Source organism: Thioclava litoralis (assembly GCF_045278885.1).
GTDB classification, from domain to species: domain Bacteria; phylum Pseudomonadota; class Alphaproteobacteria; order Rhodobacterales; family Rhodobacteraceae; genus Thioclava; species Thioclava litoralis.
In genome coordinates this window covers 2327996-2342863 of record NZ_CP135443.1, presented here as the reverse complement: position 1 = coordinate 2342863, position 14868 = coordinate 2327996, and the positions used below count along the sequence as shown (strand labels likewise).

11 protein-coding genes are annotated in these 14868 nt (G+C 60.4%); 2 read left to right on the top strand and 9 right to left on the bottom strand.

Annotated elements, in window-relative coordinates:
- Positions 1 to 4: 4 nt before the first annotated feature.
- Genes RPE78_RS11570 through cysS form a run of 3 tightly spaced genes read right to left on the bottom strand, consistent with a single transcriptional unit; the run spans position 5 to position 3902 of the window.
- Positions 5 to 763 (bottom strand): squalene/phytoene synthase family protein, encoded by a 759-nt coding sequence (locus RPE78_RS11570; RefSeq protein ID WP_406720628.1) that lies wholly within the window; start codon positions 761 to 763, stop codon positions 5 to 7.
- A complete protein-coding gene (gene cimA / locus RPE78_RS11565) occupies positions 760 to 2379 on the bottom strand; it encodes a citramalate synthase (RefSeq protein ID WP_406720627.1) in 1620 nt (539 codons plus the stop codon). The genes RPE78_RS11570 and cimA overlap by 4 nt, the downstream gene beginning before the upstream one ends.
- A complete protein-coding gene (gene cysS, locus RPE78_RS11560) occupies positions 2376 to 3902 on the bottom strand; it encodes a cysteine--tRNA ligase (RefSeq protein ID WP_406720626.1) in 1527 nt (508 codons plus the stop codon). Before cysS ends, cimA begins: the two co-directional genes overlap by 4 nt.
- Positions 3903 to 4190: 288 nt before the next feature.
- Between cysS and RPE78_RS11555 the strand changes: the two genes are divergently transcribed.
- Complete coding sequence (locus RPE78_RS11555; RefSeq protein WP_339107096.1) at positions 4191 to 5123, top strand: hypothetical protein; 933 nt, start codon at positions 4191 to 4193, stop codon at positions 5121 to 5123.
- A 43-nt stretch (positions 5124 to 5166) separates the two neighbouring features.
- On the opposite strand, the gene RPE78_RS11550 is transcribed toward RPE78_RS11555, so the two are convergent.
- The 4 genes from RPE78_RS11550 to recA all read right to left on the bottom strand — a co-directional run bounded on the left by RPE78_RS11550 (position 5167) and on the right by recA (position 10336).
- On the bottom strand, positions 5167 to 5457 hold the full coding sequence (locus RPE78_RS11550) for a DUF1330 domain-containing protein (RefSeq protein ID WP_339107095.1): 291 nt from the start codon (positions 5455 to 5457) through the stop codon (positions 5167 to 5169).
- Positions 5458 to 5508: 51 nt separating this feature from the next.
- Complete coding sequence (alaS, locus tag RPE78_RS11545; protein WP_406720625.1) at positions 5509 to 8163, bottom strand: alanine--tRNA ligase; 2655 nt, start codon at positions 8161 to 8163, stop codon at positions 5509 to 5511.
- An 89-nt stretch (positions 8164 to 8252) separates the two neighbouring features.
- Positions 8253 to 9134, bottom strand: a complete 882-nt coding sequence (locus RPE78_RS11540; RefSeq protein WP_406720624.1) for a GNAT family N-acetyltransferase — start codon at positions 9132 to 9134, stop codon at positions 8253 to 8255.
- A 134-nt stretch (positions 9135 to 9268) separates the two neighbouring features.
- On the bottom strand, positions 9269 to 10336 hold the full coding sequence (gene recA / locus RPE78_RS11535; RefSeq protein WP_339109499.1) for a recombinase RecA: 1068 nt from the start codon (positions 10334 to 10336) through the stop codon (positions 9269 to 9271).
- A 216-nt stretch (positions 10337 to 10552) separates the two neighbouring features.
- On the opposite strand from recA, the gene RPE78_RS11530 reads away from it, so the two are divergent.
- Positions 10553 to 11161 carry a hypothetical protein gene (locus tag RPE78_RS11530; protein ID WP_339107092.1) on the top strand — a complete coding sequence of 203 codons (609 nt, stop codon included), beginning with the start codon at positions 10553 to 10555 and terminating at the stop codon, positions 11159 to 11161.
- On the opposite strand, the gene RPE78_RS11525 is transcribed toward RPE78_RS11530, so the two are convergent.
- Together RPE78_RS11525 and RPE78_RS11520 are read right to left on the bottom strand one after the other, a co-directional pair.
- The gene (locus RPE78_RS11525) at positions 11149 to 13407 is read right to left on the bottom strand and encodes an ATP-binding protein (protein ID WP_406721652.1); all 2259 of its coding nucleotides are present in this window, start codon (positions 13405 to 13407) and stop codon (positions 11149 to 11151) included. The two genes, RPE78_RS11530 and RPE78_RS11525, sit on opposite strands and share 13 nt — an antisense overlap.
- Positions 13408 to 13589: 182 nt before the next feature.
- Entirely contained in the window at positions 13590 to 14762 is a 1173-nt protein-coding gene (locus RPE78_RS11520; RefSeq protein WP_406720623.1) for an RsmB/NOP family class I SAM-dependent RNA methyltransferase, read from the bottom strand.
- Between the last annotated feature and the right edge of the window lie 106 nt (positions 14763 to 14868).

Here is a 14868-nt window from a genome sequence, read left to right as displayed (position 1 = left end):
CAGCTTACGCCGCGAGCGCATGCCTCAGGAAAGAAAATTGGCGTTTGAGGCCGTTTTTCCTAGGAATATCTTGGCTAACACAGGCAGGATTGCGCGATATTTCTGTCAAAATCGCACGACTTTCCCATCCCGGAAGTAGCGCCCGCCGCGCCTGCCGCGACAGATTTCCATGCGCAAGCCGCGCCAGACCGGCCTGCGCCAGACCGGCGATAGCGGCGCTGCGGCCATCTGGCAAAGGGTGACGTCCGCGCCGCTCGATCTCGGGAACCGCACAAAGATAGGCCGCCAGACCGACCCCTTGTGCCTGCCCACGCAGCACGGACCATTCGCGCGCATCAACCCCCAGAAGCTGCGCCGCCGCCAGATAGAGCGCCCCGGCGGTGCCATCCAGATACCGCCAGAGCGCCTCGTGATCCTCGAAGCCATCGGGCCAGCAATCCTGTCGCCGTGTTTCGGCCAGTTCCAGCAAAAGCCCCGCCACAGGCCGCAGCCCCGCCAATGCCGGACCGATCTCGGATGGTGGCGCCGTGCCCTCTGCCCGCAAGGCCTCCAGCGCATCGACCCACCATTGCACGCGCATCTCGGCAATCATCGGCTCTTTCGAGGCCCAAGGCGCCCGCGCCAGTTCGAAGTTCACCGCATAAAGCGGCCAGAGTTTGCGGCGATCCGCCTCGGGTGTCGCCATCAAGGCACGGAACCGCTCGGGGTCGCTCTGCTCGACCATCTGCGCACAATGGGCCTCGGCCTCGGTCAGGTCACTCATAGCGGGCGCACCCCGTCACGCAGGAACTTCCACTGGATCGCCTCAAGCAGCGCCTCGAAAGAGGCATCCACAAGGTTGGCATTCACCCCGACCGTCGACCAGCGGTTGCCATTACCATCCTCGGAATCAATGACCACCCGCGTCACCGCCGCCGTGCCGCCGCCGGTAATCCGCACGCGGAAATCGACCAGCTTCATATCCTCGATATGGCATTGATACGGCCCCAGATCCTTCGCCAGAGCCTGCCACAAAGCGTTCACCGGCCCCTGATCATAACCTTCGCTATCCCAGCTTTCCGACACCGACAGCATCCGCTCGCCGCCCACATCCAGAACCACGACCGCCTCGGAGGAATTGGCCATCTCGCGCCCGTTATGGCGACGCTCGATCACCACGCGATAGCGTTCCACCTTGAAATAACGCGGCAACTCGCCCAGCACCCGCCGCGCGACCAGCTCGAAACTCGCCTGCGCCCCGTCATAGGCATAGCCGTGATCCTCGCGGCGCTTGATCTCGTCAAGGATCTCGGACAGCCGCGCGTCGCCCTTGGCGATCTCGAGCCCCATATCCGCCAGCCGCGCACGCAGGTTCGACTGCCCCGCCTGATTGGACATCGGGATCTGGCGCGTATTGCCCACCGTCTCGGGCGGGATATGCTCGTAGGTCGCAGGGTCCTTCAGGATCGCGCTGGCATGCAGCCCCGCCTTATGGGTAAAGGCCGAAGCGCCGACATAGGGCGCGCTGCGCAAGGGCACGCGGTTCAGAATATCGTCCAGCTTGCGCGACAGCCGCGTGATGCCTGCAAGCGCGCTCTCCGGCACGCCAGTGTCATAGTGGCTGCGATAGGGCTCTTTGAGCAAAAGCGTCGGGATCAGAGCCGTCAGATTGGCATTGCCACAGCGCTCGCCCAGCCCGTTCAGAGTGCCCTGAATCTGGCGCACCCCCGCATCCACCGCCGCCAGCGAACAGGCCACAGCCATGCCGGTATCATCATGGCAATGGATGCCCAGATGATCCCCCGGAATGCCCGCCGCAATCACATCGGCCACAATAGCGGAAATCTCGGCAGGCAGCGTGCCGCCATTGGTGTCACATAGCACCACCCAACGCGCCCCCGCCTCATAGGCCGCCCGCACAGAAGACAGCGCATAATCGGGATTGGCCTTATAGCCGTCAAAGAAATGCTCGGCGTCAAACAAAGCCTCGCGCCCCTCGGAGACCATATGCGCGACACTCGCCCCGATATTCTCGAGGTTCTCCTCAAGCGAGATCCCCAGCGCCGCCGTCACATGATAATCATGCGTCTTGCCAACCAGACAAACGGCAGGCGTTGCGGCATTCATCACCCCCGCCAGAACCTCGTCATTGGCCGCCGACCGCCCTGCCCGCTTGGTCATACCAAAGGCGGTGAATGTCGCGCGCGTCTGGGGCCGCGCCTCAAAGAAATCGCTATCGGTCGGATTGGCGCCGGGCCAACCACCCTCGATGTAATCCACCCCGATCCGGTCCAAAGCCTGCGCAATCTGCACCTTCTCGGAAACCGAAAACTGCACACCCTGCGTCTGCTGGCCATCCCGCAACGTCGTGTCGTATAGATAAAGACGTTCTTTCATCATTGCAGGAAATCCTGTTGAATTTTTGTCAGCATCTCAGTTTGGTTTTCTTGCGACGCCTGCTCACCAGCTAACATAGCTCTTGCAATCGCTCCCCAAGCCTCCGCTTCATGAAAATCTTCGCGGACACGAGCATTCAACTCTCTTGCAAGTATCGTCTTCACTGAGTCGAGTCTTTTTAGACTAAGCTCCACCCCCGCCTTCGACATCCGCACCTCAACACCCGCTGCCGCCAACGCCTGCTTCATCGCATCCACAGGGGCGAAATCCTTTGTCTCCATCGCGCGCGCGCGCAGGTCGGCAAGATGCTCTGCATAGGCCGAGAGATCCACCGCGGGCGCCTCGGCCCACTCTCCCATATCCTCCAGCAACAGCCCCAGCATCTGCGCCGAAGCCTTCAACTCCGCCGGATCGCTCAACGCATGCAATGCCGCAATAGCGCCCGCCGTGTTCAAGTCATCCGCCAGCGCAGCGATCACCGAGGGCGCTGCGGCCGGCGCGGGTTCGATGCCCGCGACGGCCGCCCGCCACTTGCGCAACGTGGCTTCGGCTTGGCGCGCCTTCTCGGCAGTCCAATCCATCGGCTTCGAATAATGCGTCTGCAAAAACACAAAGCGGATCACCTCGCCCGGAATGCCCTCGTCCAGCAAATCCCGCACGGTGAAGAAATTGCCCAAGGATTTGGACATCTTCTTCCCCTCGACCTGCAGCATCTCGTTATGCAGCCAGAAACGGGCAAACTCGCCATGCGGATGGGCGCAGCAGCTTTGCGCCACCTCATTCTCGTGATGCGGGAATTGCAGGTCGATGCCCCCGCCATGAATATCGAAGCTATCCCCGAACAGCTCATAGCTCATGGCCGAGCATTCGATATGCCAGCCCGGACGTCCGCGGCCCCAAGGGCTGTCCCAACCGGGCAAACCATCATCCGAGGGCTTCCACAGCACGAAATCCATCGGGTCTTCCTTATAGGGCGCCACCTCGACCCGCGCGCCCGCGATCATATCATCAACCGAGCGCCCAGAAAGGCGGCCATAGTCCTTATACGACCGCACCCGAAACAGCGCGTGCCCTTCGGCGGCATAGGCATGCCCGCCCTCGATCAGCCGCTCGATCATCGCGATCATCGCATTGATGTAATCGGTGGCGCGCGGCTCGTGGTCGGGGCGCGCCGCTCCCAGAGCATCCATATCCGCATGATACCACGCGATGGTTTCCTCGGTACGGGCGCGGATCAGATCCTCAAGCGTCCCTTCCGCTCCCTCTTCACGGCGCTTCACGGCGGTGGCGTTGATCTTGTCATCCACATCCGTGAAGTTGCGCACATAGGTCACATGGCTCTCGCCATAGACATGGCGCAGCAGCCGTTGCAGCACATCAAACACCACCACAGGGCGGGCATTGCCCAGATGCGCCCGATCATAAACCGTCGGCCCACAGAGATAGATCCGCACATTCTTCGGATCAATCGGCGCGAAATCCTGCACCTGACGGGACATCGTGTTGCGCAAGCGAATCTGGGTCATCTGAAGTCTCTCCCCCACGGCATGGAACGGCCACCGCTCGGGCGGGTTCGGGATTTCAGCTTTGGGAAAGCAAGACCGGACCGCCCGACGAATGTCAGCCGATAATGCAGCAGATCGTGATGGTTGCGGTCTGGGTCATGGAGGTTCTCATATCCTGTCCGACAGAGCTTGTGAAGCACAAACTGCCCGCCGCACGAGACCGCCCGCCCCCATATCGCAGGGCGAAAAAACATGCCTTACCTTCCCGCCGTCTTGCGTTATCCTGAGGCCAACAGACAGGACCTGCCTATGAACGACGTCACACCCATCCATCGCTCTTTCACCGATATCACCGCCGAAGCGGAACAGCAGGGCGGGTTCTGCCATGAGCTGGCCCATCACGCGCTGGCCTATCTGCCGCAATCAGGCGTCGAAGGTCAGCATCTGGTGGTCAGTTTCGGTAATCTCTCGACCAACCGGATTGAAGGCGAGCAGCACCCCTGGGGCCATCACCTGCTGCGCAAACAGGGATGGTCGATCCTTGGCCTGATCAACAAACGCAACGACTGGTATCGCGATCCCGACCTGATCGCCGCGCTGGAAACGCTGCGCGCCGAGGGGCTTTTCCGCCGCTTCGAGCGCGTCACATTCTACGGGGCGTCGATGGGGGGCTTCGGGGCGTTTACCTTTTCGCGGCTCTCGCCCGGCGCGCATGTGGTGGCCTTTGCGCCGCAATCGACATTGGACACAAGCATTGCCCCTTTCGAGACCCGCTACCGTTACGCGCGCAAGATCACCGACTGGACCCTGCCCTATGGCGATGCGGCAGAAGCGGTCGGAGACCTGGCCTCCGCGCATCTTTTCTTCGATCCGTTCGAGCCGCAGGACAAAGCCCATGCCGCGCGCTTGTCCGGCCCCACTGTCCAGCTGCACCGCCTGCGCCATTTCGGCCATAAGGTGCCGCCGGTCCTGCTGAAATTGCGGCTTTTGACCGAGGTCTCCCTGCGCGCGCTGCGTGGCGATATCAGCGACCAATGGCTGGCACAGGCGCTACGGGTACGCCATAAATCCGTACTCTATAACGAGTTGATGCTGAAAAATGCGAAAGAACGCGGACACTACCAGATGGGGTTATGGGCCGCCGATCTGGCCTTGCAGCACGAACAGCATTGGAAGCTGAAGCAGATGCGCAAAGCCCTGCGCATCGGGCGGCGTGACGCAAGACAGGCCACGCTTCCATAAAAAGCGCCCCTTGGGGGGCACTTCGCGATGCAAAGGCGGGGTCTTACTCCATCGCCTCGACGACCAGCAACTCGCGCTCTGCAGCCCCTTTGGCATGCGCAAGCGCCGCCTGATAGGCAGGCCCGTTATAGCACGCGACGGCGGCCTCCAGACTCGGGAACCACGCCAGAACATTGCGCGGGCGTTCCCTGCCCTCAAGCTGCACGAACCGCGCCCCACGGGCCAGAAACTTGCCGCCCGCTGCGGCGATGGCAGGGCCTGCCAACTCGGCATATTTGCCATAGGCCTCGGCATCCGTCACCGTCACATGGGCAATCCAATACGCACCCGGCATCCGCTCTCTCCTGTTGAAAGGGGCCGCATTTTGACTGCGGCCCCGTTTTGCTTATTTGCTTTCGATCAATGCCTTGACGGCGGCAATCGCCTCATCCGATTTCGACGGATCGGCCCCACCGGCCTGCGCCATATCCGGACGGCCACCGCCGCCCTTGCCCCCCAGCGCGCCAGCAGCCGCACGGACCATATCCACCGCCGACAGACGCGCGGTCAGGTCTTCGGTGACGCCAGCGGCCACAGCGGCCTTACCACCGGCATCGGCCACCAGAAGCACGGCCCCCGAGCCAAGCTTGGCCTTATACTCATCGACGAGCGGCGGCAGATCCTTGCCGGTGACGCCGGTCAGGAACTGGGCCACAACCCTGATCCCGTTGATCTCTTCGGCTTCATTGCCGCCGGTCGCGCCGCCCGACATCGCCAATTCGCGGCGCAGCTGGGCCACCTCATTGGCCAATGCCTTACGCTCGTCCGACAACGCCTTCACGCGATCTGCCAGATCGGCAGGTGCTGCCTTGAGAACATGGGCGGCCTCGACCAGATGCGCTTCCTGCGCCTTGAGGTAATCGATCGCGGCCTGACCGGTCAGCGCCTCGAAACGGCGCACACCTGCCGAGGACGCGCTATCGCCCAAAGCCACAAAGGCCCCGATATCGCCGGTGCGGGTCACATGGGTGCCGCCGCAAAGTTCCAGCGAATAGACATCGCCCGCCGTGCCTTTGCCCGAGCCCGCCAGCTTGCCCATCGACACAACGCGCACCTCATCGCCGTATTTCTCACCAAACAGCGCCTGAGCGCCAAGCGCGCGGGCATCATCGGGGGTCATGATACGGGTATCAACGGCGGTGTTCTGGCGGATGAACTCATTCACCTCGGCCTCGACTTGGCGCATTTCCTCAGTCGAAAGCGCCTTGGCATGGCTGAAGTCAAACCGCAGGCGGTCCTCGGCATTAAGCGAGCCCTTCTGCGCCACGTGATCGCCAAGCGCACGGCGCAGCGCCTCATGCAGCAGGTGCGTGGCCGAGTGGTTCGCACGGATCGCCGAACGACGGGCATGATCCACCACCAGACGCGCGCCCTGCCCACGGGCAATCTTGCCCTCGGTCACCTCAGCCATGTGGATGAAGACGCCCGCAACCTTTTTGGTGTCGGTGATGCGCGCCTTACCCGTTTCGGTCTCGATCACGCCGGTATCGCCAACCTGACCACCGGATTCACCGTAGAACGGCGTCTGGTTGACCACGATCATGCAGGTCGCATCACTTTCGGCCACTTCCGCACCATCAGACACCAGCGCGGTGATCTGGCCTTCCGCCACTTCGGAGTCGTAACCAAGGAATTCGGTCACGCCCAGCTTGTCGGCCAGTTCGAACCAGATCTTGCCATCGGCGGCCTCGCCCGAGCCTGCCCAAGCCGCACGCGCCTTGGCCTTCTGCTCGGCCATCGCGGCGTCAAAGCCGTCCACATCCACGGTCAGGTTCTTCTCGCGCAGCGCATCCTGCGTCAGATCCAGCGGGAAGCCATATGTATCATAAAGCTTGAACGCCGCCTCACCCGGAAGGGCCGCCCCCTCGGGCAGGCCCGAAAGCTCATCATCCAGCAGCTTCAAGCCACGGTCCAGCGTGACCTTGAAGCGGGTCTCTTCCAGCTTCAGCGTCTCTTCGATCAGCGCCTGCGCCTGACCAAGCTCGGGGTAAGCCGCGCCCATCTCGCGCACCAGCGCCGGCACCAGCTTGAACATCACCGGATCCTTCGCACCCAGCATATGCGCATGGCGAGCGGCACGACGCAGGATGCGGCGCAGCACATAGCCGCGACCGTCATTCGAGGGCATCACCCCATCGGCAATCAGGAAGGAGGTCGAGCGCAGGTGGTCGGCAATCACGCGGTGATGCACATTGCCCGCCCCATCAGGGTCGGTCGAGGTGGCATGGGCCGAGGCCTCGATCAGATGGCGCATCAGATCGGTGTCGTAATTGTCATGCTTGCCCTGCAAGAGCGCGCCGATCCGTTCCAGCCCCATGCCGGTGTCGATCGACTGCATGTCGAGTTCGCGCATCGAGCCGTCCTCGAACTGCTCGTTCTGCATGAAGACGTTGTTCCAGATCTCGATGAAACGGTCGCCATCCTCATCGGGGCTACCCGGAGGGCCACCGGCAATATGTTCGCCGTGGTCAAAGAAGATCTCGGTACAGGGACCACAGGGGCCGGTCGGGCCCATCTGCCAGAAGTTATCCTTCGTGGGGATGCGGATGATGCGGTCATCGGTAAAGCCCGTGACCTTTTTCCAGATATCGGCCGCCTCGTCATCGGTGTGATAGACAGTGACCAAGAGCTTGTCCTTCGGGATATCGAAATCCTTGGTCAGCAGCTCCCATGCGAAATTGATCGCGCCTTCCTTGAAGTAATCGCCGAAGGAGAAATTCCCCATCATTTCAAAGAAAGTATGGTGGCGCGCGGTATAGCCCACATTGTCGAGGTCATTATGCTTGCCGCCTGCGCGCACACATTTCTGCGCGGTGGTCGCGCGGGTGTAATCACGCTTCTCGACACCGGTGAAGCAGTTCTTGAACTGCACCATGCCGGAGTTCGTGAACATCAGCGTGGGGTCGTTGCGCGGCACCAGCGGCGAGCTGGGCACGATCCGGTGCCCGTTCCGCTCGAAGAAGTTGAGGTAGGTGGACCGGATTTCGTTCAGAGAGACCATATCTTGCGCCCTTCTTGGGGATTTGCTTCCGTTTAGCGCCGTGCGGGCTGGCTGTCCAGCAAAGCACGGGTGTTGTGACCAATCGAGGCTTATAATTCCTTGCCAAAGAAATGATCGGCATAGGGATTGTCGTTATACCGCGCGATTTCGCCCCAGCCCGTCTTGAGGTAAAAAGCCCGCGCCTCCGGCAATCTGGCCGAGGTATCCAGCACCAGCTCGCGGTGCCCCAGATCATAGGCGCGGGTTTCGGCCTCGCGCATCAGACGATGGGCCAGGCGCATGCCGCGCGCCGAAGGATCGACCCAAAGGCGTTTTATTTCAGCACGTTCCCCCATGTCTTTCACCGCGACACAGCCCATCGCCAGCCCTTCCGATAGCGCCAGAAGGAAGGTGCCGCGCGGCGGACGCATCGCATCGGCCTCGGGCTCCCCCGAGCGCGCGCGGTCGAAATCCTCGCCAAAACGGCGCGAGAGTTCGGCCACATAGGCATTCACGCAGGCAATCGCGCGCGCGTCATCTGGATCAACCTCGACAATCTCGATCCGCTCGCGCCCGATGACAGAGGCCACAAGATCCACGGCTTTGAGAAATTCCTCTTTGTCCTTCACGCGGTTTAACACGGTTTGGGCGGCCTGATCGGACAGCGCCTCATAGGCGTCAAATTCCCGTTCCCCTTTGCGGGTCCGCAGAATGCGCTTACGACGGCCATCCTTCGGATCGGGCGAGAGAACGATGAGTTCTTCGGCCTCAAGCTTGCGCAACAGGCGGCTCATCAGCCCGGAATCGAGGTTCAGCCGCTCACGCAGATCCCCCACATCCGAAACACCGGACCCGACCGCATGCAGCACGCGCGCCTCAAGCAGAGGACGCCCGCGCCCCAGAAAACTCTGATCAAGCGCTCCCAATTCGAGCGTCACAACCCGATTGAACCGCCTCAAACGCTTGACCGCCGGCTCTGCCTCACGTGCCATATACTGACTCCGATCCGATGTTTTCACTGACTTTAGTCAGACAAAAGCCTCAAGACAAGAAAAACCGGGCCACAACGGGCCCGGCCAGATTTCAGTGCATTCTGCACCTTATTGGCGCGTTCTGCGCCGCGCGCTTACTCGTCTTCGGTCAGCGCGTTATCCTCATCGTTCGAATCAAGGTTCAACCCATGACTCGACCGGATCTTCTCTTCGATCGCATTCGCGATATCGGGATGGTCACGCATGAATTGCTTCGCGTTTTCACGCCCTTGGCCAATGCGTTCATCCCCATAGGAATACCAAGCCCCCGATTTCTCGACGACACCTGCCTTGACACCAAGATCGATCAATTCACCGACCTTCGAGATGCCCTCGCCATACATGATGTCAAACTCGACCTGTTTGAAGGGCGGAGCCACCTTGTTTTTGACGACCTTCACACGGGTCGCGTTGCCCACCACCTCATCACGATCCTTGACCGCACCGGTGCGGCGGATATCCAGACGGACAGAAGCATAGAATTTCAGCGCGTTGCCGCCCGACGTGGTTTCCGGATTGCCGAACATCACGCCGATTTTCATGCGGATCTGGTTAATGAAGATCACCATGCAATTCGACCGCCCGATTGACGCGGTCAGCTTGCGCATCGCCTGAGACATAAGCCGCGCCTGCGCCCCGACCGTCGCATCGCCCATATCGCCTTCGATCTCGGCCTTAGGGGTCAACGCAGCCACGGAGTCGACCACGACAAGGCTAACCGCCCCCGAACGTACCAGCGTATCGACAATCTCCAGAGCCTGCTCGCCCGTGTCGGGTTGGGAAATCAGCAGTTCATCAAGATTAACGCCCAGCTTGCGTGCATAGGCCGGATCAAGGGCGTGCTCTGCATCGACAAAGGCACAGACGCCACCCTTTTTCTGCTCTTCAGCAACCGTATGCAGCGTCAGCGTGGTCTTCCCCGAGCTTTCCGGACCATAGATCTCGACAATCCGCCCTTTCGGCAGCCCACCGATACCCAAGGCAATATCAAGCCCCAAGGAACCGGTTGAGGTTGCTTCGATATCAATCTTGGCCCCTTCGCCAAGCTTCATGATCGAGCCTTTGCCAAATTGCCGCTCAATTTGCGAAAGCGCCGATTCCAACGCCTTCTGCTTATCTGCTTTCATCTTGTCCGCCATATCGAAAAGGCCCGCCGTTACCATTAGGATCATCTCCTTATTTCACAGTGCACGCCGGATCACAATTACCCGGACATGGTGAATGTTCTAGTAATGTTCGTTAAGCCGAAATTGAGACCAAAACAAGAACAATTCAACATATCGGCCTAACAAAGCTTGCGCCCGTATAGTTAATCAATAGTTTACAACAAAACCGGGCTCTGCGGCCTGACACCAAAATAATAGAATTCTGGGCGAATTATGCTGATTTTCTGGGATCAAAAACTGGTCTTTCTTGCAACACCGAAGGCGGGTTCGACCGCGATCGAAACGGCCCTCGAACCACTGGCCTCGGTCTCGATGCAACGGCCGGATGTGCTCAAGCACATGACTGCAATGGATTTTCAGAAACACCTGAAGCCCTATCTTTGCGCCAATTCATCAAGCCCCTTCACCACGGTCGCTCTTATCCGGCATCCGGTAGAATGGCTGCGCTCGTGGTACCGATTCTTGTTGCGGGACGGGTTTGATCTGCCCGACCATCCGCTCCACAATCGCAGTTTCGAGGAATTTGCTTTGGACTATATGCAGGCGCCTTGTCCCCCGCATGCAAAGTTGCAGAAACAATCGGACTTCCTGACAGATACAGCCGGAAATCTACTGGTGGATCGACTGTACCGTTACGAGGATATCGGAAATTTTCTACAATTTCTGGAAGACCGGTTAAGATTCGAAATCTCTCTACCGCGCATAAATGTCCCCCCAACCGTGGACACAAAATTAAGCGCGCCCGTCGAGGCGCGCTTGGTCGCCTTTATGAAAGACGATTTCCGGCTTTATGATCAGGCTCTCTCTTCTCAGCCCAACTGATTTTGCACCGTAGCGGTCAGTTCGCTTAACGAGAAGGGTTTCGGCAAGAAAGCCGACCCTTTGATCGGCGGCTTGCCGTCAAGGAAGACATCTTCGGCATAGCCCGACATGAAGACCACCGCCGTCCCCGGTCGTTTCTTCAACGCTTCGACAACCCATGTCGGTCCATCCATGCCGGGCATGATCACATCTGTCACGAAAATATCGACAGCAAGCCCTTCATCTTCCAGTATTTCAAGGGCTTCCTCGGCATTCTCCGCCTCGAAAACAGTATAGCCACGCAGTTTCAACGCGCGGGAGGCAAAGGCACGCACCGGTGCCTCATCCTCGACCAGTAACACGGTTGCGGTCCGCTCGCTCTGGGCCAGTTCCTGAGTGACAATGGGCTTGGCCACCTCGTCGTCATCGCCCTGCGCCTTATCATGAGCCGGAAGGTAAATAGTGAAACAGGTGCCCGACCCCAAAACGGAATCACAGAAAATATAGCCGCCCGTCTGCTTGATGATCCCATAGGCCGTCGACAACCCCAGACCGGTGCCTTCCCCAGTGCGTTTGGTGGTGTAGAAAGGCTCGAAAATCTTCGTCAATTTGTCCGGCGCGATCCCTGTTCCCTCGTCAATCACCTTGACCGAGACATAATCGCCCTTCGGAACGGACACCCGATCACGCTTGAAGTCCTCTTTGAGATACAGATTTTCCGTCTCGATCCGGATCTCGCCCCCCTCCGGCATCGCATCGCGGGAATTCACGACCAGATTCATCAAGACCTGTTCAAGCTGGCGTTTGTCAGCACGGATCTGGCGCAGGTCAAGCGGATGCTGGAGTGTCAGCAGGACCTTCTCACCGACCAGACGATTGAGCAGATGTGTCAGATCAGACAGCGTATCGCGCAGATCCAGCACCTGCGGCTTGAGCGTTTGCTTGCGCGAAAAGGCCAGAAGCTGACCCACCAGCGAAGCGGCGCGATTGGCGTTTTGTGAGATCTGGTCAAGATCGGCAAAGTCGGGATCCCCCTTGTCGTGGCGCAGCATCAACAAATCGCAATGCCCCGAGATCGCCGTCAACAAGTTGTTGAAATCATGCGCAACGCCGCCCGCCAACTGACCGATTGCCTGCATCTTCTGGCTTTGCACGAATTGCGCCTCAAGCGTTTTGAGTTGCGTGGCATCGGACAGCACCGCCACCAGTCCGGGGCGCCCTTCCTCGACCACACGGCTCAGCGTGATTTGCAGATAGGTTTCCTTTTCGCCATGCCGTGTACGCAAAACCTCGGGACGATGCTCCGCACGCCCGGCCAATGCATCCACGACCCAGTCATTGACCGGACGTCCCAGACCTTCGAACATATCGACCATAGTGGGATGGGGCGGCAGCATGCCCAGCAAGGCACGGCTGGCGCGGTTGGACGCAATGATGCGCCCATGCCCGTCAACCCGCAGCAAAGCCACAGGCAGCGCCTCGAACGAGGCCGGATCATGCTGCAGCGGACGCGTCTCGGCCACCGGCAACAGATAGATCTCCCGGCGACCGGCACGCGCCTCGATTTCGGACACCAGACAGCGGATCGGCCCGTTGGGCGTGCCGATCTCGTGTTCTTCGCCCGAACGCAGCGGCAGGTCATTGAAGATACGATCCAACGTGCGATAGCGCTCGCCGGTCAGGCGGCGCAATGCCTCGTTCATAAACAGGATCGTGCCGTTTTTCGACGCCGTCAGCATGGGCAGGCTGATCGTTTCGGCCCCACGACCGCCAGACGGGCGTTCGGCCATATCTTCGAGACGCCAGAGAAAATCGCCATCCCCGATCTGATGGACCGATAGGCGCACATGCCCGCGCCGCGTCACAAGATCCTCGCGCGCGGCCCCCAGAGCGGTTGCTTTGGCTTGCAGACGGTTCAGGACCGACCCAGGATTGGCAAAAAGCTCCCCGAGGGCGTGGGTCAGGCTTTGCTGGCCCCGCGCCCCGAACCGTTCCAGCGCCGCACGGTTCTGGTAGCCGATCTCGCCCTCGGCATCCGTCGTAAAGGAGGGAGACGCATCCTGTGCCACGAAATTGGCAATCTGCAGATGCATCTGGCGCCGCTGGTGACGCGCCCAAAGCTGCGACAGTTTCATCCCTGCGGAGATCGCCACAAATGTCGCCGCCACGGCAAAGAGCACGATCATCATAAGCCGGTCCTGCACCACCAGCCCCGCGACAATCGCGCCAAGAGCCGCAAGCAGCAGATACATCGCGCCAGGGGTCATCACACCAACATTGCGGCCGATGCTGTGCACGGGCTGATCGGGATGGACCACCTTCTGGACCTCATTCTTGTCTTCGTTCTCAGGCATGAAGCATCAAATCAGTTAAGGGCGAATTAACAGGCATCAAAGCACAACCTCGAATTGAGACCATTACAGATAGTGTGGCAACCGGTATTCTGGCATCATTCCGCATTCATCCTTTTGAAAACAGAATAGAAAAACCCATCCGATCCGTCTTGCGTCGTCAGTTGGCGATGTTCGACCCATTGCCATTCTGGGTTAACAGCAAATTGCTCCGCCTGCGCGATATTCTCGCAATGCAATAGCGAACAGGTCATATAGACCAGATAGCCCTCCGGCGCGACATACCGAGAGGCCGCCTGCAGAATCTCCGATTGCAGCGCCACAAGCGCGTCCAGCCGCTCCGGAAGCAGCTGCCATTTGGCATCCGGCGTCCGCCGCCACGTGCCCGAACCGGAACAGGGCGCATCCACAAGAACCATATCCCACTGCCCCGTCACGGCCCCCGGGGGGAGCAGGTTGATCCACGCGCCTGCCCGCTCGGCCCGCAGGGGCAAATCCTTCATACGTCCGGCATCTATGTCATGTGCACTGAGACGCAGCTTCGGGGCCCGTGCGGCCAAAGCCAGCGCCTTGCCTCCGCCACCCGCGCAGAAATCAAGCGCCGATGCCACCCCGTCAAGCGGCAAGGCCTCGATGGCAATCTGCGAGGCCAGGTCCTGCAACTCGACCGACCCGTCCAGATAGGCCTGCGCCAGACGCAGCTTGCGCGCGCCCTGCACGACCTTCAGCGCCGTTGAAGCGGCAGGATGCGGCTCTGCATCGATATCGTCGCGCCGGAGCATCGCCATCGCTTTCTCGCGCGTGGTCTTTGCCAGATTGACCCGCAGGAAAAGCGGCGCCCGCTCCCGCTGGGCCAGGCTGACCGCCACGAAAGCCTCTCCCAGATCGGCCTTGAGCTGCGGCAAGAGCCAGTCCGGCCAGTCCAGAAGCTCCAGCCCCTCGGGCACAGGCGCCAGAAGCGCGGCCTCTTCCGTCGCGGTCAATGGCGCAGGCGCATGCCCCACCCCCGAGAACACCTCGCCAAGGGTGACATTCTGGCTCCGGCACGCACCGATCATCAGACCGCGCCCGCTTTTCGCCCCGCCCAGACGGGCAAAACTCTCGCGGCACCGCAAGGCATCATAGACATGATCGCGGATCGCCGCACGGTCCTTGGACCCTGCAAAGCGGTTATTGCGCGCCCATGTCGTCAGACACCGCTCTGCCGGCTCGCCCGACAGTACCAAATCCAAAATCTCGATCGCTGCCGCGACCCGCGCTGCCGGGGTCATAAGAACCTCTTCGTTTTTCCTAGTGCTACGCAAAGACCGCCACACTTGCCAGAGGTGTTGCCGCTTTCACCCGTTGGCGGGTGCAAACGGAGCACAGGCGTTGCGC